The organism is Nocardioides kongjuensis (genome assembly GCF_013409625.1).
In the GTDB taxonomy this organism is placed as follows: domain Bacteria; phylum Actinomycetota; class Actinomycetes; order Propionibacteriales; family Nocardioidaceae; genus Nocardioides; species Nocardioides kongjuensis.
Map to the genome: position 1 here is coordinate 671,386 of NZ_JACCBF010000001.1, position 23,383 is coordinate 694,768.

The 23,383-nt window shown below is 73.3% G+C and carries 20 protein-coding genes; 11 read left to right on the plus strand and 9 right to left on the minus strand.

All coding sequences use genetic code 11. The features are described 5' to 3' along the window. Positions 1–68 precede the first annotated feature (68 nt). From BJ958_RS03215 to BJ958_RS03255, 9 genes are all read right to left on the minus strand, one after another. Positions 69–1,286 carry a cysteine desulfurase-like protein gene (locus BJ958_RS03215; protein ID WP_179725482.1) on the minus strand — a complete coding sequence of 406 codons (1,218 nt, stop codon included), beginning with the start codon at positions 1,284–1,286 and terminating at the stop codon, positions 69–71. Then, positions 1,283–2,617, minus strand: coding sequence for a M20/M25/M40 family metallo-hydrolase (locus BJ958_RS03220; protein ID WP_179725484.1), 1,335 nt, complete (start codon positions 2,615–2,617; stop codon positions 1,283–1,285). The genes BJ958_RS03215 and BJ958_RS03220 overlap by 4 nt, the downstream gene beginning before the upstream one ends. Beyond that, positions 2,614–3,675 (minus strand): threonine aldolase family protein, encoded by a 1,062-nt coding sequence (locus BJ958_RS03225; RefSeq protein ID WP_179725486.1) that lies wholly within the window; start codon positions 3,673–3,675, stop codon positions 2,614–2,616. The genes BJ958_RS03220 and BJ958_RS03225 overlap by 4 nt, the downstream gene beginning before the upstream one ends. After that, positions 3,672–4,376 (minus strand): aldolase/citrate lyase family protein, encoded by a 705-nt coding sequence (locus BJ958_RS03230; protein ID WP_179725488.1) that lies wholly within the window; start codon positions 4,374–4,376, stop codon positions 3,672–3,674. The genes BJ958_RS03225 and BJ958_RS03230 overlap by 4 nt, the downstream gene beginning before the upstream one ends. Beyond that, entirely contained in the window at positions 4,373–5,092 is a 720-nt protein-coding gene (locus tag BJ958_RS03235; protein ID WP_179725490.1) for an aspartate/glutamate racemase family protein, read from the minus strand. Before BJ958_RS03235 ends, BJ958_RS03230 begins: the two co-directional genes overlap by 4 nt. Positions 5,093–5,202: 110 nt before the next feature. Further along, positions 5,203–6,717 carry a helix-turn-helix domain-containing protein gene (locus BJ958_RS03240; RefSeq protein ID WP_179725492.1) on the minus strand — a complete coding sequence of 505 codons (1,515 nt, stop codon included), beginning with the start codon at positions 6,715–6,717 and terminating at the stop codon, positions 5,203–5,205. Then, positions 6,714–7,781, minus strand: a complete 1,068-nt coding sequence (locus tag BJ958_RS03245) for an S-methyl thiohydantoin desulfurase domain-containing protein (protein WP_179725494.1) — start codon at positions 7,779–7,781, stop codon at positions 6,714–6,716. Before BJ958_RS03245 ends, BJ958_RS03240 begins: the two co-directional genes overlap by 4 nt. Positions 7,782–7,807: 26 nt before the next feature. Beyond that, positions 7,808–9,409, minus strand: a complete 1,602-nt coding sequence (locus tag BJ958_RS03250) for a hydantoinase/oxoprolinase N-terminal domain-containing protein (protein WP_218865574.1) — start codon at positions 9,407–9,409, stop codon at positions 7,808–7,810. Next, complete coding sequence (locus BJ958_RS03255; RefSeq protein WP_179725496.1) at positions 9,406–10,125, minus strand: aspartate/glutamate racemase family protein; 720 nt, start codon at positions 10,123–10,125, stop codon at positions 9,406–9,408. Before BJ958_RS03255 ends, BJ958_RS03250 begins: the two co-directional genes overlap by 4 nt. A 207-nt stretch (positions 10,126–10,332) precedes the next feature. Between BJ958_RS03255 and BJ958_RS03260 the strand changes: the two genes are divergently transcribed. From BJ958_RS03260 to BJ958_RS03310, 11 genes are all read left to right on the plus strand, one after another. Further along, positions 10,333–11,391, plus strand: coding sequence for a sugar ABC transporter substrate-binding protein (locus BJ958_RS03260; RefSeq protein WP_179725498.1), 1,059 nt, complete (start codon positions 10,333–10,335; stop codon positions 11,389–11,391). 4 nt (positions 11,392–11,395) lie between these two features. Next, complete coding sequence (locus BJ958_RS03265; protein ID WP_179725500.1) at positions 11,396–12,949, plus strand: ATP-binding cassette domain-containing protein; 1,554 nt, start codon at positions 11,396–11,398, stop codon at positions 12,947–12,949. Next, entirely contained in the window at positions 12,946–13,935 is a 990-nt protein-coding gene (locus BJ958_RS03270; protein WP_179725502.1) for an ABC transporter permease, read from the plus strand. Before BJ958_RS03265 ends, BJ958_RS03270 begins: the two co-directional genes overlap by 4 nt. Positions 13,936–13,960: 25 nt before the next feature. After that, the gene (locus BJ958_RS03275) at positions 13,961–15,523 is read left to right on the plus strand and encodes a hydantoinase/oxoprolinase N-terminal domain-containing protein (RefSeq protein WP_179725504.1); all 1,563 of its coding nucleotides are present in this window, start codon (positions 13,961–13,963) and stop codon (positions 15,521–15,523) included. Between the two features lies 1 nt (position 15,524). Continuing rightward, positions 15,525–16,610 (plus strand): S-methyl thiohydantoin desulfurase family protein, encoded by a 1,086-nt coding sequence (locus BJ958_RS03280; RefSeq protein WP_179725506.1) that lies wholly within the window; start codon positions 15,525–15,527, stop codon positions 16,608–16,610. Then, on the plus strand, positions 16,607–17,824 hold the full coding sequence (locus tag BJ958_RS03285) for an amidohydrolase family protein (protein WP_179725508.1): 1,218 nt from the start codon (positions 16,607–16,609) through the stop codon (positions 17,822–17,824). Before BJ958_RS03280 ends, BJ958_RS03285 begins: the two co-directional genes overlap by 4 nt. 197 nt (positions 17,825–18,021) lie before the next feature. Continuing rightward, on the plus strand, positions 18,022–19,407 hold the full coding sequence (locus BJ958_RS03290; protein WP_218865575.1) for an amino acid permease: 1,386 nt from the start codon (positions 18,022–18,024) through the stop codon (positions 19,405–19,407). Further along, positions 19,404–20,102, plus strand: coding sequence for an SDR family NAD(P)-dependent oxidoreductase (locus BJ958_RS03295; RefSeq protein WP_179725512.1), 699 nt, complete (start codon positions 19,404–19,406; stop codon positions 20,100–20,102). The genes BJ958_RS03290 and BJ958_RS03295 overlap by 4 nt, the downstream gene beginning before the upstream one ends. Beyond that, a complete protein-coding gene (locus tag BJ958_RS03300; RefSeq protein ID WP_179725514.1) occupies positions 20,102–20,881 on the plus strand; it encodes an SDR family NAD(P)-dependent oxidoreductase in 780 nt (259 codons plus the stop codon). Before BJ958_RS03295 ends, BJ958_RS03300 begins: the two co-directional genes overlap by 1 nt. Positions 20,882–20,906: 25 nt before the next feature. Continuing rightward, positions 20,907–21,803 carry a polysaccharide deacetylase family protein gene (locus tag BJ958_RS03305; RefSeq protein WP_179725515.1) on the plus strand — a complete coding sequence of 299 codons (897 nt, stop codon included), beginning with the start codon at positions 20,907–20,909 and terminating at the stop codon, positions 21,801–21,803. A 28-nt stretch (positions 21,804–21,831) separates the two neighbouring features. Continuing rightward, a complete protein-coding gene (locus BJ958_RS03310; RefSeq protein ID WP_179725517.1) occupies positions 21,832–23,358 on the plus strand; it encodes a PucR family transcriptional regulator in 1,527 nt (508 codons plus the stop codon). The last annotated feature ends 25 nt before the right edge of the window (positions 23,359–23,383 follow it).

Sequence of the window (23,383 nt, forward strand, 5' to 3'; positions counted from 1 at the left end):
GTGGGGCGAGGCACAGTGCCCGCGGCGCGGGGCGGGTCTGTGCAGGCTGCCCGTGGCGGTTGCGGCGCTCAGCGGCGGGGCGTCAGGAGCTGCTCGAGCGCGCCGAGCAGCCGGTCGGCGTCCGCGTCGTCGACGTACGGCGCCAGGCCGATGCGCAGGCCGCCGGACTCGCCGAGCCCGAGGTGGCCGGCCGCCTCGTGGGCGTAGAACGACCCGGCAGGGGCGTTGATCCGCTGCTCGGCGAGAAAGGCCTGGACCGCCCTGGGGTCGTGACCCGCGAAGGTCACCAGCAGGGTCGGTGTGCGGCGGGCGGCGCGGGAGTGCACGGTGACGCCGGGCAGGCCCAGCACCCCGCGCTCGATCCGGTCTCGCAGCCGCTCCTCGTGCGCCTCGAGGGCGGTCATGCTCGCGACCAGCCGCTCCCGGCGCGTGGTGGCGGAGGACGGGACCATCGAGGCGAGGAAGTCGACCGCGGCGGTCGTGCCGGCGAGCAGCTCGTAGGGCAGGGTCCCGAGCTCGAAGCGCTCCGGCACCCGGTTGGGCGAGGGCAGCAGCTTGTCCGGCTCCAGCTCCGCCAGCAGCTCGGGCCGCCCGAAGACCGCCCCGCAGTGCGGTCCGAGGAACTTGTACGGCGAGCACGCGAGGTAGTCGGCACCCAGCGCCGCGACGTCGACCACGGCGTGGGCGCAGTAGTGGACGCCGTCGACGAAGAGCTGGGCGCCGGCGGCGTGGACGAGGTCGGCGATCGCCCGGACGTCGGGCATCGTGCCGATCAGGTTGGAGGCGGCGGTGACGGCGACCAGCCGGGTGGACGGCGACAGGTGCCGGGCGATCTCGGCCGGGTCGAGCTCGCCGGTCGCGGGGTCGAAGTCGGCGAACCGGACCGTGGCGCCGACCCGCTGCGCCGCCAGCACCCAGCTGCGCACGTTGGCGTCGTGGTCGAGCCGGGTCACGACGACCTCGTCGCCGGGGCCCCAGCGTTTCGCGAGCGTGCGCGCGAGCTCCATCGTCAGCTGGGTCATGCTGCGACCGAAGACGATCCCCGACGGATCGGCGGCGAGAAGGTCGCCGAGAGCCGCGCGCGCCTCGGTCACGGCGACGTCGGCGTTGCGCTCGGCCTCGGTGAGGACGCCGCGGTTGGAGAGCGGCGCGACGAGGGTGTCGTGGACGGCGCGTGCCACGACGTCCGGGGTCTGGGTGCCGCCGGGACCGTCGAAGTGCGCGGTGCCGCTGGCCAGCGAGGGGAAGTGGGACCGGATCGCGGCCAGGTCGAGCGAGGCGGTCACCGGGCCAGCCGCTCGAGCAGCAGGGCCTCGGCGAGGCAGGCGTTGCGGAAGTCCGCGAGGTGCAGGCTCTCGTCGGTGCCGTGGGCGCGGGTGTCCGGGTCCTCGACGCCGGTCACCAGCACGGCTGCCCGCGGGAAGGCGTCGGTGAAGAGCCGGATCAGCGGGAGCGTCCCACCCACGCCGATCTCGACCGGCTCGGCACCGCCCCAGGCGTCACGGAGCGCACCCAGCGCCGTCTCCCGCACGTCGGCCGGCGGGTCGAGCAGCACCGGGTGGGCCTGCGCGCCGGGCGTGATCGAGAGGTGGGCGCCGTGCGGGACGTGGGCCTGCAGGTGCTCGGTGAGGGCCTTCAGGGCGATCTCGGGGTCGTCTCCGGGGGCGATCCGCATCGAGACCTTGGCCCGGGCCCGGGCGCTGAGCATGTTGGCGGAGCCGTCGACGCTCGGTGCGTCGACGGCGGTGACGGTGATGCACGGCTGGAGCCAGAGCCGGTCGGTGATCGACCCGGTCCCGGTCAGCCGGACCCCGTCCAGCAGGCCGGCGTCGGATCGGAAGCGCGCGTCGTCGTAGTCGACCTCGCTGCCGGTCGCGCGCTGCAGGCCCTCGACCGCCACGGCGCCCTCGGCGTCGTGCAGGCTCGCCAGCGTCGCGACGAGCGTGGTGAGCGCGTCGGGGACCGGTCCGCCCCACGCGCCCGAGTGCAGCGGGTGCTCGAGCGTGCGCAGATCGACGACGACGTCGACCAGGCCGCGCAGCGCGACGGTGAGGGACGGCGTGCCGACCGCCCAGTTGACCGAGTCCGCCACCACGACCACGTCGGCGGCGAGGTCGTCGCGGTAGCGGGACAGCAGCTCGGGGAGGCTCGGTGAGCCGATCTCCTCCTCGCCGTCGACCAGCACGGTCACCCCCACGGGAAGGTCGTCGCCGTGGGCGAGGAGCGCCGCCAGGTGGACGGCCAGGCCGGCCTTGTCGTCAGCGGCTCCCCGCCCGAAGAGGCGGCCGCCGCGGTGGGTCGGCTCGAACGGCGCGGACGCCCAGGCGGCGGGATCCTCCGCCGGCTGGACGTCGTGGTGCGCGTACAGCAGCACCGTCGGGGCGCCCGGGGGAGCAGGGCGGTGGGCGATCACCGAGGGCAGCCCCCCGGCGTACACGACCCGGGACTGCAGGCCGAGCTCGGCGAGCAGCTCTGCGGCGTAGCGCGCACTGCGTGCCACGTCCTCCGCGTGCTCGGGAAGGGCGCTCACCGACGGGATGCGCACCATCGCCTCGAGGTGGAAGAGCACCTCGGGCAGCGCGTCGTCGATCCGGTCGGCGAAACGGGTCGTGGTCATGCGGGGATCCTCCCGGTGGCGTCGTGGGCGGCCGCGACGAGCGCGTCGACGTCGTCGGCCGTGGTGTCGAAGGAGGTCATCAGCCGGACCTCGCCGGTGGTCGCGTCCCAGGTGCTGAAGGTCCAGCGCTCCCGCAGCGCGTCCGCGACGCCGTCCGGCAGCACGGCGAACACCGCGTTCGCGTGCACGGGGTGCGTGACCCGGGTGCCGGGGATCTCCAGCAGCCCGCGGTGCAGCCGCTCGGCCATCGCGTTGGCGTGGGCCGCGTTGCGAAGCCACAGGCCGTCCTGGAGCAGCGCCAGCAGCTGGGCGGAGACGAAGCGGGTCTTGGACGGCAGCTGGGTGCTGGCCTTCTTCAGGTAGGGCAGGCCGGCGGTCGCCTGCGGGTCGAGCACGATGACGCAGTCGCCGAACATGCCGCCGTTCTTGGTCGCGCCGAAGGACAGGACGTCGACGCCCGCGTCCGTCGTGAGCTCGCGCAGGGACGCACCGGTCCGGGCCGCGGCGTTGGCGATCCGGGCACCGTCCACGTGCACCCGCAGGCCGAGGCGGTGGGCCGTCGAGGTCAGGGCGCGCAGCTCGTCGGGTGAGTAGCACGTGCCGAGCTCGGTGCTCTGGCTCAGCGAGAGCACCCCGGCCTGGGCGTGGTGCCGGTTGGCACGGTCCGCCGCGATCGCCGGCAGCACCTCGGGACCGACCAGGCCGTGCGGTGCCGGCACCGTGATCAGCTTGAAGCCGTGGTGCTCGGGGGCCGCGCACTCGTCGGTGTGCAGGTGGGCGGACTCGGCGCAGACCACCGCCTCCCAGCGCTGGGCCATCGCCTGCAGCGCGACGATGTTCGCGCCGGTGCCGTTGAAGACCGGGTACACCTCGGCCTGCGCGCCGAACTCGCGTCGTACGACGTCGCGCAGGCGCGCCGTGTAGACGTCGGCGCCGTAGCCGGGCTGGTGCCCGCGGTTCGCGGTGGCGAGCGCGGCGAGGACCTCGGGGTGCGCGCCGGCGAAGTTGTCGGAGCCGAAGTCGTGCCGCTCGGGGTCGTGGAGCCGCTCGATGCTCATCGTGCCCCCACCACAGCGGGCGCCTCGGCGAAGAGCGCGGCGATGCCGGCCTGCAGGGCCGCGGCGTCGGTGGCGACACCGAGCAGGTCGACGTCCGGCAGGCGCGTGGTGAGCTCGCCGTTGCCGGAGAAGACCCCGAACGAGCGGCCGTGCCGTCGCGCCGCGTCACCGACCCGCGAGATCGCCGCGACCATCCGGTCGGTGGTCACCGACGGCTCGCCGAGCGAGAGCGAGAGGTCGTAGGGCCCCACGAACAGCCCGTCGATGCCCTCCACCGCCGCGATCTCGTCAGCGGCGTCGAGGCCCGCCGCGGTCTCGACCATCGCGAGCAGCAGCGGCTGGTCGGCACTCGGGGCGAGGGCGGCGCGGCACAGTCCCGTGCTGCGCCGCCCTCGTGGGGGAAGCGAGGCCGCCGCGACCAGGTGGGAGGCCTGGTCGGCGGACTCGACGCCCGGGACGACGACACCGGCGGCGCCGGTGTCGAGGATCCGGGCGAGGTGCGCCCCGTCGTGGGAGGCCAGGCGCACCAGGACGGGAACCCGGGTCGCGCGGACCAGCGGTGCGACGTCGCCCGGCTCGATGTCGCCGTGCTGGAGGTCGACGCCCAGCCACTCGATCCGCTCCGCCACGGACGACGCGGCGACGACCTCGAGCCCGAACGGGCCGAGGAAGCTGACCCAGAGTCCCCGTCGGCAGCTCACGCCCTGCGGTCCTTCGCGGGCGGGGGCATGTACGTCGTCCGGCTGGGGCTGACCCCCAGGCGGACAGAGCTCTCGAGCCAGGCGATCGCCGCGCCGGTCGGGTCCACGACGGGGACCCGGTGCCCGGCCGCCGCGAGCCGGTCGCGGAGCTCGGCCGCGACGCCGAGCATGCCGGTGCATCCGAGCACGATGACGTCCGCCTCGCGCTTCGCGACCGCGTCCGCGGCCTGCTCGAAGAGCCGCTCGACGAGCACCTCGTGGTCCTCGAGGCCCAGCACGGGGAGGTCGACCACGCGGATCGTCCCGATCCGGCGCTCGATCGTGTAGCGGCGGGCGAGGGAGTGCAGCATGGGGACCACGTTGGGCAGGACCGTGATGATGCCGACGTTCTCGCCGAGGCTGAGGGCGGTGAGCATGGCCGGCTCGAAGCCGCCGACGACCGGGGCGTCGATGATCTCGCGGGCCGCGTGCACGCCCGGGTCCCCGAAGCAGGTGATGAAGACGCCGTCGACACCGTCGGTCGCGGCCTCCTCGATGCGCTGGAGGATGCCCGGCGCGGAGAGCGCCTCGTCGTACTCCGACTCGATGCTGGCGGTGCCCCGCTCCAGCGCGATGACATCGACCTTCGTGTCGGGCGACGCCCAGGCGAGGACCTCGCTGCGGACGTGCTCGACGAGCGTCTCGCCGATGACGGGAAGGACCACTCGGATGTGCATGTGCTCTCCTTCGGTTGGGTTACCTCGGAGGCTAGGTAGGCCACGTCACAGCGGGAATGTGCATCGTGCCGCTGCCCGCCGCGGGCACTGTGCACGACGACGTGTCGAGGTCAGGCGCCGAGCGCCCGACAGGCCACCTGCAACGCCAGTCGCTGGCTCGGGTCGTCGAGGTCGACGCCGAGGCGGTCGCGGATCTGCTGCACGCGGGTCGTCACGGTGTTGCGGTGCACGCCGAGCGCCTGCGCGGTGAGCACGGCCGAGCCGCCGCTCTCCAGGTAGGCGTGCAGCGTGCTGAGCAGGTGGCTGTGCGCCGGGTCGCGCAGCGGAGCGAGCGCCGTCTCGGCGAAGGCGCGGGTGACGTCGGAGCGCTGCCAGGTCGCGAGCAGCCGAGCGACACCGAGCTCGTCGGAGTGCTCGACAGCCGGGCGGAAGTCGTGGCTGCGGGCGAGGTCCGCCGCGTCCCGTGCCTCGCCCAGCGACTCCGCGAGGCCGTTGGGCCCGCGGTGCGGCCTGCCGATCCCGGCGGTCAGGCTCCACTCGCGGGGCAGGGCCGCGGTGACCAGGCGGACCGCGCGCATCACCCGCCGCGCGTCCTCGGGCGCGGGCTCGTCGTCGGTCGTGATCCACATCGCCCACCCGTTGCCGCGGCTGGCCGAGGCGACGAGCTCGATGCCGTGCCCGGCCAGGCCGGCTGTCAGCTGGTCGACGATGCGCTCGCGGTCGACCGGTGCGTCGGCATCGGAGTGCACGTGGATCCCCACGTGCCACCCGGGCAGCCGCCAGCCCAACGACACGGCGCCCTCCACCACGTCGCGGCTGACCGAGTCGCGGCCCGCCACGATCTCCGAGACCAGCTGCGCGCGGAACACCGAGTCGCGGTCGGCCTGGGCGCGCTGCCCGGAGAGCCAGGACCGGATGAACGGCTCGGTCATCGCCAGACCCACCGCGAGCACGTCGAGCCGCACGTCGGCGGCGCGCTCGAACGGGCACGCCAGCCAGGCGGCCAGTCGGTTCACCTGGGGGTCGAGCACCGGGTGCACGAGCAGCTGCTCGCCGCGCTGCGGCACGGCCTGGTCGAGGTGCAGCCGGGGGTCCACCTCGATCGTGTCCCCCAGGATGCAGGAGCCGTCGGAGGTCATCAGCGAGACCCGGGCCGACAACACCGTCCCGGCGGTGGCGAGGATGTCCTGACCGGTGCGCTTGCTGCTCAGCTGGCGCAGCAGCCTCTCGATGGTGCGGGCCCGGACCTGCTCCGGAGCACGCACCAGCGCCGTGAGCTCGAGCACGAGCTGTCCGGGCGAGCCGCTCTCCAGCCACAGCACGGGGATCTCCAGCCGGTCCGCGAGCCGCACGGTCGACAGCAGCGGACGAGCGGGCCCGGCGACCACGAGCAGGGCGGCCGCACCGGCCTCCTGGGCGCGACGCACCGTGGCCTCCAGGCGGTACGGCGGACTCGCCTGCGCCTCGTCGCACACGACGAGGTGGTCGGCGACCGCCGGGAACGAGCCGTCGTACCAGTGCACGTCGGCCACCCGTCGCTCCAGGCCGGCCGCTCCTGCGACGATCCGGGTGCCCGCGAGCACGGGGTCGTGCAGCAGGTCGGCGACCCTCGGGGCACCGCTCACCGGGCCACCTCCTCGAGCTCCAGGTCCAGGCCGAAGGCCCGGGGGCCGACGACGTCCGCGGCGGACGCGGGCCAGCGGTGCAGGGCCGGCAGGCTGACGAGGGACAGCATCTGCCCCGGCCGCACCTGGCCGACGCTGAGCACGCCGCCGCTGGTCGGGTCGATCCCCACGACGACGTCGGGCGTGCAGGCCCGGGTGATGCCGTCGACTGTCACGGCGAGGAACTCGTCGAGGTGGTCGACCCGGGCCGCCGACCCGGCCGCTCGGTCGCTGACCGTGATGCTGCCCGGCAGGGCGCCGTCGCGCGGGCGGATCTCGTCGACGCGGCCCTCGAAGAGGGCCGTCCCGCCGAGTCGCACGGCGAGGCCGGCGACCTGTCCGGCGGGAGCGGAGCGGAAGGCCGCGCCGAGGGCGACGCACGCCGACAGGCTGCCGGCGATGCCCACCTCGGCGAGCCACGCGGCCGAGGTCGGGTAGAGGGCGAGTGCCCCGGCTCCGCCGAAGGCGCCGGCACAGGTGAGCAGGAGCCGCTCGGCCAGTGGCGCGGAGCTCCTCGTGACCACGACCGTGTCGCCCGCCGGGCTGACGACGCTCAGGGGTGCCGCACTGCCGCCGGCCAGGGCGATCGTCGTCTTGTTGATGCTCGGGAAGGCACGGCCCATCAGGTCGCCGTCGACGAGCGGGAGGTCCAGCTCGGCCGCGGCCACGACTCCCGCGAGGGCGTTCAGCCCGCCGATCTCGATGATGCCGACCGCGTCGAGGCCCCGGCCCGCCTGCTCGGCGACGGCATGGGCTGCGACCGCCATGTCGTGCGGGTCGATCAGCCGCTCCGCCAGCACGTCGGGGGCGCCGACCACGCCGACGTGGACGACGTGGGCGTCCGGCGGCAGCGCGTCGGCGCGTCGTACGACGACCGGCCGGCGTCGCACGGCATGTCGGACGAGCTGCTCGGCGAGGACCACGTTGCCGCCGCCGCCGGAGCCGAGCAGCGTGGCACCCGCGGCGAGCGCGTCGACGTGCTCCTCGGCGATCAGGCCGAGGGGAGCGGCGTGGACATGGCTCACGGTTGCGATGTTCCCAGAACCGGCGGTCAGGCCGGCACGTGCTCGTGGTCGTGGCCGGCGCGCGCCGGCCCGGTCAGGGCCAGCTCACCGACGGCCTTGACCCGGATCCGGGTGGCGTTGCCGGGCAGGTAGGCGAGGGGTACCTCCTCGATGTCGACGACGCGCACCGAGCCGGGACGCGCGCCGGCGGCGGTCGCTCGGTCGACGGCCTCCTGGCGAGCCTCGTCGAGGACGGTGTCGCGCTGGCCCGGGCTGACCGAGAAGACCCGGTCGACCTCGCCGCCGACCTCGGCGATGGCGGCACCGATCGCGTTGGCGACGGCGTGGTTCTCGGGCCGGATCACGCTCGACGCGCCGACCAGCTCGTCGGGCACCAGGATCGAGCCGCCCCCGACGGCGACGACCGGCACGGGGTCGGCGGAGATCCGCATCCGGTCGACGACCTCGCCGACCCGCTCGCCGATCCGGTCCAGCGCGGCCCGGACCAGGGCAGGGGGCAGGTGGGCGACGCGGTCGCGGTCCCCGACGTCGACGAGGCCGGCCGCGACCGCGAGGTCGGTGGCGGTGAGCCGGTCGCCGCCGAAGACCATGGCCTGCTCGGTCAGCCGGTGGCCGACGCTGTGCGGGCCGACCCGCGGTGCTGCCGGGTCGCCCTCGACGAGGCTGCCGCCGCCGATCCCGAGCGAGAGGACATCGGGCATCCGGAAGTTGGTCTGCACCCCGGCGACCGCGACGTCGGCGGACGCCTCGCGGGGGAAGCCGCTCTGCAGGACGCCGACGTCGGTGGTCGTGCCGCCGACGTCGACCACCGCGCAGTCCAGCTGCTGGGAGAGGAACGCCGCGCCGCGCATCGAGTTCGTCGGTCCGGAGGCGAAGGTCGCGACCGGGTAGCGGCGCGCGTAGTCGACGTCCATCAGCGTGCCGTCGTTCTGGCTCAGGAACACCGGCGCCGTGATCCCCGCCGAGCTGACGCTCTGGCTCAGCCCGGTCGTCACCCGGTCCGCCAGGTCGCGCAGGGCGGCGTTGATGACGGTGGCGTTCTCCCGTCCGAGCAGGCCCATCCGGCCGATGTCGTGCGACAGGCTGACGGGGGCACCGGGGGCCGTCTCCGCGATGATCCGGGCGGCCCGCAGCTCGAACTCCGCGTTGACCGGGGAGAAGACCGAGGAGACGGCGAAGGACCGGGCGCCGGCCTCGAGTGCCTTGTCCAGGACGTCGCGGAGCTCCCGCTCGTCGAAGTCGGCGACCTGGCTGCCGTCGTACTCGTGGCCGCCGTGGCACAGGTAGCCGCGCCCGCCGATCGCGGAGCGCAGCCGCTCGGGCCAGTCCGCCAGCGGCGGCAGTGCGCTGGTCGCGGGGAGGCCGAACCGGATCGCGGCCGTCGGGGTCAACCGGGTGCCCTCGACGAGGGCGTTGATGAAGTGGGTCGTGCCGATCATGACGGCGGACACCGTGGAGAGGTCGACGTCCCCGACCCGCCCGAGGTCGGCGATCGCGGCGACGATCCCGCCCGTGACGTCGGGCGTGGTCGACGTCTTCGTGGCGGCGACGACCCGCCGGCCGTCGACGAGGACGGCGTCGGTGTTGGTGCCCCCGACGTCGATGCCGAGGCGCAGCGCACTCGTCATGCGATGCGTTCCTTGGCGGGCGGGGTGCGGTACGTCGTGCGGCTGGCCGTGAGGCGCATCCTGACCTGGGACTCCAGCCACTGCACGGCGGCGGCGGTCGGGTCGACCACCGGGACGGCCGGGCCGTCGGCCGCCAGCCGGTCCTGGACCGCGGCCGCGACGCCGAGCATGCCCGTGCAGCCGAGCACGAGCACGTCGGCCTCGCCGTCCCGGACGGCTGCCCGGGCCTGCGCGACCAGCCGGTCCACGAGCACGTCGTCGTGGGCCAGGCCGAGCACGGGCAGGTCGATCACCCGGATCGTGCCGAGGCGATCGGCGATCGCGTGGCGCCGGGCGAGGCTGCGCAGCATCGGCAGCACGTTCGGCAGCACCTGCAAGATCCCGACCCGCTCGCCCAGGGTCAGCGCCGTCAGCATCGCCGGCTCGAAGCCGCCGACGACGGGGACGTCGGTGATCTCGCGCGCCGCCTGGATCGCGGGGTCGGCGCCGCAGCTGACGAAGATCGCGTCGACGCCGTCACGTGTCGCCTCCGCGACCCGCTCGAGGATCCCGGGGCCAGCGAGCGCCTCGTCGTACTCGCTCTCGATGCTGGCGGGGCCGCGGGAGATCGAGACCACGTCGACCTCGGTCCCCGCCGTCACCCAGGCGCTGACCTCGGTGCGGATCTGCTCGATGAAGGTGTCGCCGATGATCGGCAGGATCACGCGCAGGTGCATGGACCGTCTCCTCGTGTCGGTGGGGTCTGGATGGCGACACTAGGAGGACGACGCTACGCCGCTGCCTTGCAGCCTGCCCATCAAGGCGTCTCTTCCTGTGCAACCGGCCCAGTGACCCGGGACACGTCTGGCGGTTCGATCACTGCCACGGCACCTCGGGGGAGCTGACCCAACCGACCTCCTCGGACAGACACCTGGAGACAGCACATGAAGCGATTCCTCACCGCACCCGTCCTGGCCGGTGTCACGGCGCTCGCTCTGGCGGCGTGTGGCACCGGTTCCACGGGCTCGGCGGACGCGTCGGGCGGCGACAAGCCGCTCGCGGAGGCGAGCGTCGACACCAACGGCGCGCTCGCCGGCAAGAAGATCCTCTACGTCGACGGAGTGCCGGGCAACGCCCTGCTCGACGGCCTGGCGCAGGGCCTCGCGGCCGAGCTGAACAAGCAGGGCGCCACCATGGCGCGGGTCTTCCAGCTCAACGCCCAGAACCAGATCGACCTCGCCGCCGGCAACCAGCGGATCAACGAGGGCATCGCGCAGGGTGTCGACGCGATCGTCACGTTCCCGCTGGACGCCAACGCGATCCGCCCCGGGGTCGAGGCCGCCAACGAGGCGGGCATCCCGATCTTCACCTTCCAGGACCTCGGCGGACTGGACGTCACCGGCAAGCTGAAGTTCCCCGACGAGCAGCGCGGTGACGACACCGGCAAGGCACTCGCCGAGATCGCCGGGGGCCAGGGCGAGGCCACGGTCCTGTCGGGCATCCCCACCGACAACATCGAGGCAGCGGTGCGTGGCGCGGTCAAGGGACTCGAGGACGGCGGCATGAAGCTCGTCGGCGACCCCGACAACCAGCGCAACCTCAAGGACGACGCTCCCGAGGCGCAGCGGGTGGCGCAGACGATCTTCCAGAAGTTCCCCGACCTGAAGGCCCTCGTGGTCTACAACTCCGCCTCGGCCACCGGTGCCATCGCGGCCGCCCGCCAGGCAGGCCTGGCGGACAAGGTCGTGATCGGGACGATGGCGGGCGAGGACACCAACATCGCGCAGGTCGAGGACGGCACCCTCGCGCTGTCCTACGACTTCAACGGCCTCGACTACGGCAAGGCCATGGCCGGACTCGTCGAGCGCGCGCTCTCCGGCGAGCAGCTGCACAACGAGGTCGTGGAGGCTCCGCTCGGCGAGGTCTACACCAAGGACAACGTGGCGGACTACAAGCCGTGGACCGAGCGCCAGACCTACATCAAGATCCCGTCGGGCTTCTGAGCCGATGAGCACGATCCGGGACCAGGCCGTGCCGACGAACAGCGTCGTCGTCTCCGGCGTGACCAAGCTCTACGGCGCGACCAAGGCGCTCGCCGGCGTCGACGTCGCGTTCCGCCGGGGGGTCGTGACCGCCGTCGTCGGCGCGAACGGCTCCGGCAAGACCACCCTGCTCCGGGTCGTGTCCGGACTCCTCGACCCGTCCTCCGGGCGGGTCGAGGGGCCCACCGGGCGTCCCGTCCGGGGGCTCACCTCGGCCCAGGACGCGGGCATCGTGCTGGTCCCGCAGGAGCCCACGCTCGCCGGGCACCTCACCGTCTGGCAGAACGTCAGCCTCGGCCGGTCCGAGGCGGCGAGGGGGCCCTTCCTCCGGGACCGGGCGGCGCGTTCGCTCGCGGCTCGACACCTCGAGGGGCTGCTGCCCGCGGCGGTCCTCGACCGGGTGACCTCCACCCTCAACAAGTCGTCGCGCCAGCTGGTGCAGCTCGCGGCCGCGATGGCTCGCCGGCCGGTCGTGCTGATGCTCGACGAGCCCACGGCGGTCCTCGACGAGGACGGCGTCCAGGCGCTCCACGCACTCATCCGGCGCTTCGTGGCCGAGGGCGGGACGGTCGTGATCGTCTCGCACCGGCTGCGCGACGTGCTCGAGCTGGCCGACGACGTCGTCGTGCTGCGCAACGGCCTGGTGAGCCACACCGGTCCGGTCACCCCGCAGACGGAGCACCAGGTGGTCCGCCTGCTCTCCGCGGAGGAGCGCGAGGACCGTCCGGTCCACCGGCCCGACCGCGGGCACGTCGTCCTGGAGGCGTCGGGCCTGCGCGGCTGGCGAGGTCTGCACGTCGAGCACCTGCGGGTGCACGCCGGCGAGATCGTCGGCATCGCGGGCCAGAGCGGCAGCGGTCGCTCGCGCCTGGCGTCGGTGCTGGCCGGCGCCCACCCGGCCGAGGGCGAGGTCCGGGTCGAGGGCACGTCCTTCCGGCTCGGCAGCATCCGCTCGGCCCAGGCCGCGGGGGTCGCCTACATCCCCGAGGACCGCCAGGTCACCGCGATCCTCGGCAACCAGTCGGTCGCGGCCAACCTGCTCGTCGGTCGTGAGGACGCCACCGTGCGCCGTGGCCCGTTCCGTCGCCGCGCGGCGGAGCGGAGGGAGAGCGCGGACCTCATCGACCGCTTCGAGGTCCGGCCGCGGGACCCCGAGCGTCACGCCGCCCTGCTCTCGGGCGGCAACCAGCAGAAGCTCGTCGTCGGCCGGGCGCTGTCCCGCAAGGCCAAGGTGATCGTGGCCGACGAGCCCACGCAGGGCGTCGACGCCAGCGCCCGGGGCGCCATCCACGCCGCTCTCGCGGCGGCCGCTGCCGAGGGCAGCGCCGTGGTCGCCGTGTGCAGCGAGTTCGAGGAGCTCTTCGACCTCTGCGACCGGGTCGTCGTCGTGCGCGACGGCTCGGTGGTCCTCGACCGCCCCATCGCCCAGGTGAGCCAGGACGAGGTCCTCGCGTCCTCGCTGGGCTCCGACCTTCCCGACCCGAACCACGCTCCGAACCCCACGGAGGAGATCCGATGACCATGACCCAGCCCTCGACCCAGGCGGCCCCGGTGCCCGAGCCGGTCGTCGCGGCCAGCCCGTCGACCCTCAAGCAGCAGGGACTCTTCTTCGCGATCGTCGCGGCGATGTTCCTGCTCGCCATGCCGTTCCTGCCCCAGCTGCGCAGCGGTCCCTACCTGATGGTCCAGCTGGCGACGTACGCCGCCGTGCTGGTGATGGCGCTCGGCCAGACCTTCGTGGTCGTCCAGGTCGGCTTCGACCTCTCGACCGGCGCGATGCAGGGTTTCGTCGGCGGCCTGGTCTTCCTCTTCGTCGGCTGGCACCTCGCGGACGGCCTGGTGATCGTGCTGTCGCTGGCCGCGGCCCTCGGCATCGGGCTGCTCGTGCACGGCCTGCTCATCGCGAAGGGGAAGATGAACTTCTTCATCGTCACCCTGGCGAGCTTCACGATCCTGCCCAGCCTGCTGCGGGTGATCCTCGACGGTTCGAGCAAGCCGGTCTACAGCCCGGCGCTCGACTCGCTGGCCAACGGCTCGGTGCTCGGGATCCGCACGCCGGTCATCATCGCTGCCGTCGTGTTCGGCGTGCTGTGGGTGCTGCTGAACCGCACGGTCTTCGGCCGCAACGTGTACGCCGTCGGCAGCAACCGTGAGGCGGCCCGGCTGGCCGGTGTGAACGTGGACCGGGTCACGATGGCCTGCTACGGCATCTGCGCGCTCTGCGCGGGCATCGCCGGCCTCCTGCTGCTCGGCGCGCTCGGCGCTGCTGACCCGTCGGCGGGCCTCGGCAACGAGTTCTTCGCGCTCACCGCCGTGCTGCTCGGAGGCACCCGGTTCTCCGGTGGCCAGGGCACCCTGCTCGGCACCCTGCTCGGCCTGCTCTTCCTCGTCGTGCTGTCCAACATCCTGCTGCTGAGCGGGATGCCCCAGTTCTGGATCGGCGCAGTCCAGGGCGTCGTCCTGCTCATCGCGGTCGGGATCGACCGAGCGCGTCGCGACGCCTGACCCACCTTCCCAAGGAGTGAATCCCATGTCCCTTCGCATCGGCATCGACGTCGGAGGCACCAACACCGACGCCGTCGTCCTCGACGGCCGCACGGTCGTCGCCTCGACCAAGTCGCCCACCACCGAGGACGTCACCATCGGCATCCGCGCCGCCCTCACCGAGGTGCTCGCGGACGTCGACCCGGCCGACATCGACTCGGTCTTCATCGGCACCACGCACTTCATCAACGCGATCGCCCAGGCCCGCGGGCTGGAGCGGGTGGCGCTGATCCGCCTCGCCACCCCGCCGCAGAGCCTGCTGCCGATGATCGACTGGCCGGACCGGCTGCGCGGGGTCGTGGGCGACGACGTCCACATCGTCGCCGGCGGCGCCCAGTTCGACGGCGCCCCGCTCAGCGAGGTCGACGTCGACGGCCTGCGCGACGTGGCGCGCAAGATCGCCGAGTCCGGGGTCCGCCACATCGCGTTGAGCTCGGTCTTCTCGCCGGTCAACCCGGAGCCCGAGCTGCTCGCCGAGCGCATCCTCGCCGAGGAGCTGCCGGAGGTCTCGATCACCCGCTCGACGCTGGTCGGCCGGGTCGGGCTGCTGGAGCGCGAGAACGCCACCATCCTCAACGCCTCGCTGCTCGAGCTCGCGGCCCGCGTGATCGACGGGCTGGAGCAGGTGGTGGCGTCGACCGGCATCGCGGCGCCGATCCTGCTCTCGCAGAACGACGGCACCGTGATGACCCTGGACCGTGCCCGGCTCTACCCGATCTTCACGATCGCCTCCGGACCGACGAACTCGATGCGCGGCGCCGCACTGCTGACCGGCATCGAGGACGCGGTCGTCGTCGACGTCGGCGGTACGACGGCCGACATCGGCCTGCTCCAGAGCGGCTTCCCCCGCGAGTCCACGGTCGCCCTGAGCCTGGCCGGGGTGCGCAGCAACTTCCGGATCCCCGACGTCCTCTCGCTCGCCATCGGTGGCGGCACGATCATCGCCGAGGACGGCGGCACGGTCGGCCCCGAGAGCGTGGGGTTCCGGATCACCGAGCAGGCCCGGGTGTTCGGCGGTGACACGCTGACCTTCAGCGACATCGCCGTGCGCGCCGGCGCCGACCCGATGGGAGACCCGGCCCTGGTGGCCGACGTGCCGGACGCCACCGTCGCGCAGGCGCTGCGCATCGTGGGCGAGCGCGTCATCCACGCCGTCGAGAAGGCGAAGCTCAGCGCCGACGACACGCCCGTCGTGGTGGTCGGCGGTGGTGGCCCGCTGCTGCGCGTGGTCCCCGGCCTCGAGGACCTCGTCGTCCCGGAGCACGCCGGCATCGCCAACGCGGTCGGCGCCGCCTTCGCCGAGGCCGGCGGCGAGGTCGACCGGATCTACGACCTCAGCGGCACGACCCGGGCCGAGGTGCTGGAGCAGGCGAAGGCCGAGGCGACCGCGCTGGCCGTCGCGTCCGGTGCCGACCCGGCGCAGGTCCGCATCGTCGACGCCGACGACGTGCCGTTGACCCACCTCGGCGGCGGTTCCGCCGTCCGTGTCCGGGTGAAGGCCGCCGGCCCGTTCGCCCAGCAGCCCGCCACGACCCCGGAAGGGAACTGACATGCGCATCATCGACGAGGCAGCCCTCGACGACATCACCCTCGGCTCGACGATCCTCGGGTCCGGCGGCGGCGGTGACCCGTACGTCGGCATGCTGCTCGCCCGCGACGCCATCCGGCGCTTCGGCCCGGTGAGCCTGGTCGACATCGAGGAGGTGCCGGACGACGCCAACGTCGTGTTCATCGCCGGCATCGGCGCGCCCGGGGTGCTGATCGAGAAGCTGCCGCGCGCGGCGGAGTACGAGCGTGTGCTCGACGAGCTCGAGCGGTTCACCGGCGTCACCTACGACTACGTGTGCCCCATCGAGGCCGGCGGCCTCAACGCCGTCACCCCGTTCGCGACCGCAGCCGCGCGCAACCTCCCGGTCATCGACGCCGACGGCATGGGACGCGCGTTCCCGCACCTGGAGATGGTCACCCCGACCCTCTACGGCGGATCCGCGACGCCCATGGTGATGATCGACGAGCACGGCAACACCATGTTCCTGGAGTCGGCGACGAACTCCTGGGCCGAGGCCTACTCCAGGGCTGCGGTCCTGGCCAGCGGCGCGAACGCCGCCTCGGCGCTGTACCCGATGTCGGGAAGGCAGGCGAAGGAGTGGCTGGTCCGCGGTGCGCTCTCGATGGCGCAGGACATCGGCCGCACGATCCGCGAGGCGAGGGACGCCCACGTCTCGCCCGTGCACGCCGTGCTGGAGAAGCAGGGCGGAGTCCTGCTCTTCACGGGCAAGGTGGAGGAGGTCGACCGCCGCAACGAGCGGGGCTGGACCATCGGCACCGCCCACCTGAGCGGGGTGGACGCGGACAGCGGTCACACGATGACGATCCACTTCCAGAACGAGAACCTGGCGGCCAAGCGTGACGGCGAGGTCGTCGCCAGCAGCCCGGACCTGATCATGGCGATGGAGATCGACACCGGTGAGCCGATCCCGGCCGAGGAGATCCGCTACGGCTACCGGGTGGCGGTCATCGGCCTGCCGGCCGACCCGCACTGGCGCACCGAGGCGGGCATCGAGCTCTCCGGCCCCCGCCGGTTCGGCTACGACATCGACTACCGCCCGGTCGAGGACGCGGTGACGGTCGGGTGACCCGCACGGTCCTGCGCGGCGGGCGCGTCTTCGACGGCACCGGCGCCGATCCGTTCGCGGCCGACGTCGCGCTCGCCGGGGGCCGGATCGTGGAGGTCGGCGCCGGCCTGGGGGGCGACGCCGTCATCGACGTGACGGGAGCGCTCGTCGCGCCGGGCCTGATCGACTGCCACGTGCACACGATCTTCGACGGGATGGACCTCGCTCGCGTGCAGGCCCGGCCGTTCTCGATGGAGTTCTTCGAGGCGATCGGGAACCTGCGGACGATCCTGCACAGCGGGGTGACGACGGTGCGGGACGCCGGAGGCGCCGACCTGGGGGTGAAGACCGCTGTCGAGCAGGGCCTCGTCGCCGGTCCCCGGATGAGCATCTCCATCTCGGCGCTGAGCCAGACCGGGGGACACGTCGACGGCTGGAACGTGCACGGCGACCACCAGCGGCTGTTCGTGCCGCACCCCGGCCGGCCCGACTGCGTCGTCGACGGCGTGGAGGACATGCGCAAGCGCGTGCGCGAGCTGCTCCGCGCCGGTGCCGACACGATCAAGGTGTGCGCATCGGGTGGGGTCATGTCGACCCGCGACGACCCGAGGCACCCGCAGTTCTCCTACGACGAGCTCGCCGTGTGCGTCGAGGAGGCAGCGGCCGCCGGCGCCTCGGTGATGGCCCATGCCCACGGTGCGGCGGGCATCAAGCAGGCGCTGCGTGCCGGAGTGCGCTCGATCGAGCACGGTGTGTTCATCGACGACGAGTGCGTCGAGCTGTTCGGCTCCACCGGTGCCTGGCTGGTTCCCACGCTGCTGGCACCGGTGGCCCTGGTCGAGGCCATCGACGGCGGCATGGTCGTCGCCCCCGAGATGGAGGCGAAGGCGCGCGGCATCGCCGCCACCCATCTCGACGCGGTGGCGCGGGCCCACGCGGGTGGCGTACGGATCGCGATGGGGACCGACAGCGGCGTGTTCGCCCACGGCAGCGCGCCCCGCGAGCTCGCCTGGCTGGTCCGCGCCGGCCTCACTCCGGCCCAGGCCCTGCACGCGGCCACCGGCTCGGCAGCCGACCTGCTCGACCGCGACGACATCGGCCGGGTGGCGGCCGGGCGCGTCGCGGACCTCGTGGTGCTCGACGGCGACCTCGCCGACCTCGAGCACTTCGCCGACAACCTGCGCCTGGTCCTCCGGGACGGCGAGGTCGTCCGCCGCCGCGAGGGCGCAGCCTGACGTTTGTGCGAACGTATGAACGGCAGCGTGCGATCTGTTACCTCCTCGAGGCTGCCCCGGTGTGACCTCCGTCGCCATGATGGCGCCACCTGGTGCCCGCCGCGGGCGCCTCGGAGGAGGACGACGTGGGACCAGAGACCTCGCAGCGACCGGGGGCCACAGCCCCTCCCACGGGAGGGCACGCTGCGTCGCACGACGTGCTGAACCGCGGGTTCGGCTTCCGCTCGGCGCTGTCCCTGGCGTTCGCGGACATCTCGCCGATCGTCGCGCTGTACGCGATCTTCGCGCTCGGCCTGTTCGCCGCCGGCCCGCGCTTCTTCTGGGCGTTCCCGCTGGTGCTGGCCGGCCAGATGCTGGTCGCGCTGGTCTTCGGTGAGCTCGCCTCGCGCTGGCCGTACGCCGGCAGCGTCTACCAGTGGGCCCGTCACGCCCGCGGCACCGCGTGGGGCTGGACCGCGGCGTGGGCCTACATCTGGGGCCTGACCCTGACCCTGTCGACGATGGCGTACGCCGCCGCCGGCTTCCTCCTCGAGGCGCTCGACGTCGTCGAGCCGAGCCGGCTGCAGCTGATGGCCGTGTCGATGGGCATCATCGGCCTCGGCACCGCGGCCAACATGGTCGGCCGCCAGGTGCTCAAGGTGATGATCATCGCCAGCATCATGTGCGAGATCGTCGGCTCGGTCGTGCTCGGCATCGTGCTGCTGGCCTTCCACCGGGTCAACCCCGTCTCCACCCTCTTCGACGGCCTCCCGCACGCGGACGGCGGCACCCTGAGCACGATGCTCGTGGCGACCGCCTTCGTCGGCTGGGCCTTCCTCGGGTTCGAGTCGGCCGGGTCGATCGCCGAGGAGGTCGAGGAGCCGGAGCGCAACGTGCCGAAGGCGATCGTGCTCGGCCTGCTGCTCGTCGGCACGATCGTGATGTTCTCGGCCGTCGCCGTCATCCTCGCGATCCCCGACCTGCCCGCCGTCCTCACCGCCCGGACCGGCGACCCGGTCTCGGCGACGCTGACCACCCAGCTCGGCGCCTCGATCGCCAAGCCGCTGCTCATCATGTTCGTGATCGGCTTCGTCTCGGCGTTCCTCGCCGTCCAGTCCGCGGTCTCGCGCGCGGTCTACGGCATGGCCCGCGACGGTGCCCTGCCCGGCGCGAAGGCCCTGTCCCGGCTCGCCGGCCCGGAGCGCATGCCGATCCGCGCGATCGGCCTGACCGCCGTCGTGTCCGCGCTGTTCCTGCTCCTCGCGGGATCCGACCTCTACAACGTGCTGGTGAACTTCTCGGTCCTCGGCCCCTACATCGCCTTCGCGGTGCCGGTCTTCGCCGCCGCCCTGCTCCGGCTCAGCGGCCGCTGGGAGCCGGGTCCCTTCTCGCTGGGCCGCTGGGGTGGCTTCGTCACCTACGCCGCCGCGGTGTGGCTGGCACTCGAGATCGTCAACGTCCTCTGGCCGCGCACGCAGCCCGGCCAGCCCTGGTACATCAACTGGAGCATGGTGATCAGCTTGGTAGCGCTCGGCATCGTCGGCGTCGCGGTCTACGCGAGCCGGCGCGACAGGATCAGCGAGCCGGTGGGGGAGCGGTCGTGAGCGGGCGGGACGCGCGCGTCGCCGTCGTCACCGGCGCCGCCTCCGGCATCGGCGCGGCCGTGTGCCGCGCGCTGGAGGAGACCGGGTGGACCGTGTGCGGCATGGACATGCGCCGGGCCGACCACCTCGAGCACACGGTCGTCTGCGACGTCTCGGACCCGCACGCCGTCAAGGCGGGACTCGCCCGGGTGCAGGCGGAGGTCGGGCCGATCGGCGCGCTCGTCACGGCCGCCGGCCACTACGAGCTGGTGCCGTTCTCCGAGATCGGGGAGGACCGGTGGGCGCGGATGATGCGCGTCCACATCGGCGGCCTGCTCAACCCGGTGCGCGAGGTGCTGCCCGGCATGATCGAGCGGGGGGAGGGTGCGATCGTCGCGATCTCCTCCGAGCTCGGCATCGGCGGCACCGAGAGCGAGGCGCACTACTCCGCCGCCAAGGGCGCGATCCTCGGCTTCGTCCGCAGCCTCGGCGCCGAGGTCGCCGGGCACGGCGTCCGCATCAACGCAGTGGCGCCCGGCCCGACGGACACCCCGCTGCTGCCCGCGCCGCAGCGCACGCCGGAGTACCTCGCCTCGCTGCCCGCCCGCGCCCTCGGCCAGCCGGAGGACATCGCGCAGGCCGTGCAGTTCCTCGTCGACGAGGGTGGCTTCTGCTTCGGCGAAGTCATCTCGCCCAACATGGGAGCAGTGATCTGATGAGCGACCTCCAGCCCCCACGCCACCAGGAGGGCCGCGTCGCGGTCGTCACCGGCGCCACGCAGGGCATCGGCCGCGCGATCGCGCTGCGCCTGGCCGCCGAGGGCGCGAAGGTCGGCGTCAACGGTCGCGCCGACACCGAGCAGATGCGCGAGGTGGTCGAGCTCACCGGTGGCTTCCCGGTCGTCGCCGACATGGCCGACCCGACCTCCGTGCGGACGGCGTTCGCGAGCGTCGAGCAGGAGCACGGCCCGGTCGACGTGCTGGTCTGCAACGCGGCGTACATGTCGATGAGCCCGCTCCTCGACCAGCCGCTCGACGACTGGTGGCGCAACATCGACACCAACCTGTCCGGCACCTACCGCTGCGTGCAGTCCGTGCTGCCCGGGATGCGCAGCAAGGGTCGCGGCAACATCGTGATCATCACCTCCGAGTGGGGCGTGGTCGGCTGGCCGAACGCGACGGCGTACGCCTCCTCCAAGGCCGGCCTGATCGCGCTGACGAAGTCGCTCGGCCGTGAGCTCGCGCCCGAGGACATCACCGTCAACGCGGTCGCCCCCGGCATCATCGACACCCCGCAGCTGCAGGTCGACGCCGACGACGCCGGCCTCACGCTCGAGGAGATGCACGTCGAGTACGGCAAGGCCATCCCCGCCGGCCGGATCGGCCGTCCCGAGGAGATCGCCGCCACCGTCGCTCTCCTCGCGCGGCCGGGACTGAAGGCCTTCGTCGGCCAGACCCTGTCCGCCAACGGCGGCAGCACCCGCGCCCGCGCCTGACCGTCCCTCCCCGAAAGGACCACCCATGACCACGGGTGACGCCACCCTCCCCGCAGCTCCGATCGCCTGGCCGGCCGGCTTCCGCGCGGCCGCCAACCTCGGCTTCGACCTCGACTCCGAGGACGTCGCGCTCACCATCGACCCCGGCACCCGCGACCGGCTGTCGGTGATGAGCCACCAGGCGTACGGCGCCCTGACCGGCGTCCCGCGGGTGCTGGACCTGCTCGACCGGTTCGACCTCAAGGCCACCTTCTTCGCGCCCGGCTACACCGTCGAGCGCTACCCGGACCTGCTGCGCCGGATCCGCGACGCCGGCCACGAGATCGCCCACCACGGCTACCTGCATGAGGCCATGGCCGGCCTGTCGTACGACGAGGAGGCGGCCGTCATCGACCGCGGGCTCGAGTCCCTGGAGAAGGTGCTCGGTGTGCGTCCCGTCGGCTACCGCGCGCCGCTGTGGGAGACGTCGTACTCCACCGCCGAGATCCTGCTCGACCGCGGCTTCCTCTACGACTCGAGCCTGATGGACTCCGACCTGCCCTACGAGCTGGCCGAGCGGCCGGGGGAGGGCGCCCGATCGATCGTGGAGATCCCGGTCTCGTGGGCGCTCGACGACTGGGAGCAGTTCGCGTTCGTGCCCGAGGTCTTCGGTCCCGGCGTGATCGAGGACCCGGCCAAGGCGCTGTCGATGTGGACCGGCGAGCTGACCGAGGCACACCGCTACGAGTCCTGCTTCACGCTGACGATCCACCCGTTCCTCAGCGGCCGCTTGGGCCGGATCCGCGCGCTGGAGTCGCTCCTCGAGACGATGGCCTCCCTGCCGGACCTGTGGGTCACGACGTGCGGCGAGATCGCCCGGCACGTGCGCAGCCTGGACCTCGCCCCGCGGGTCTTCCCGCAGCCGGAGATCCCGGGGGCCTGAGCGGGCCGCCGAGCCCTATCCTCGCCCCATGGCGATCACCGTCGCGGACCTGCTCGAGATGCAGCACCTGCGGCTGCACCTGGTCTCGGGCAAGGGCGGCGTGGGCCGCTCGGTGTCGTGGACGCACGGCTCGGACCTGCCCGAGCCGTGGCGCTGGCTGACCGGCGGCGAGCTGCTGCTGACCAACGGGATGTCCTTCCCCGAGGGCGGCGCCGAGCAGCGTGAGCTGATCGAGAAGCTCGACGAGGCGGGCGCCAGCGCGCTCGCGATCGGCGAGAAGATGTACTGCCCGCCGCTGACCGACGAGCTGCTCGCGGCCAGCGAGCGGCTCGGGCTCAGCGTGCTGTCGGTGGAGTTCCCGATGCCGTTCGTCGCGATCTCCCAGGCGGTCGCCGCGGCCAACCTGCTCGAGCAGTCCGACCGGCTCGTGCGCACCGAGAAGATCTACCGGACCGTGCAGCGCATGGTCAGCACCCACGAGGGCACCTCGGTGCTGCGCGAGCCGCTGGCCCAGGTCCTCGGCTGCGAGGTGCACGTGTGCCACCGCGAGTCGGGGGAGCCGTGGTACCCCGAGGACCCGCGGTTCGACCCGGTCCTCGCCGGGGCGCTGCACGAGATCACCCGTGGCACGGCGGACCTGCGGGCCGGGGCGCTCGTCGTACCGCTGTCAGACGGTCGGGACCTGCGGCTGATCGACATCCCGACCCAGCAGGGTGCGCTGATGGTGCTGGTCTCGCAGGGCCGCAGCCCGGTCGACGCGATCCTCATGCAGCACGCCGTCACCGTGCTCGCCCTCGAGCTGTCCCAGAGCGTCGTGGCCAACGAGCACCGGCGCCGGATCGGTGCCGAGCTGCTGGGCCAGCTGCTCGAGGGCCGGGTCGAGGCGCGGGCAGCCGGCCGCCAGCTCAAGGGGCTCGGCGTCGACCCCGCGAAGGCGCGCCTGTACGCCGTCAGCGGCGACGACGTCGGGCGGCTCCGCGACGCCCACATCGCCCTGTGGCGCAACGGGATCGGCCACGTCGTCACCTACCGCTCCGGCGTGCTCTACGCGCTCGCTCCGCCCGGCGCCGAGGTGCAGGACGTGCTCCGCGCCGACCTCGGACCGCAGGCCCTGATCGGCGTGAGCGCACCGCTGCGCAACGTCGACCGGGCGCCCGAGGCGCTGCGCGAGTCGGCCTGGGCGCTGCGCGCCGCGGAGGGCTCGGTCGGGCGCACCTTCCACTACGGCGACGCCAGCCCGATCGTGGGTGTCGGGGGCATCGACGACGCCGCGGCCCTGGTCTCCCGGGTGCTCGGGCCACTGCTGGAGTACGAGCGCGTCCACGACACGCCCCTGCTCGCCACCCTCGACGCCTTCCTCGCCCACCAGCGCTCCTGGCAGCGCACCGCCGACGCGCTCCAGGTGCACCGGCAGACCGTGCTCTACCGGATCCGCAAGGTCGAGGAGATCACCGGTCGCACCACCAGCGAGACCGGCGACATCGCCGAGCTGTGGCTCGCGCTGCGGGCGCAGTCGCTGCTCACGCCGGCGAAGGGGCCCGCGCCCCGAGGCTGAGCCGACCGCTTTCGCGTGGCTTGTG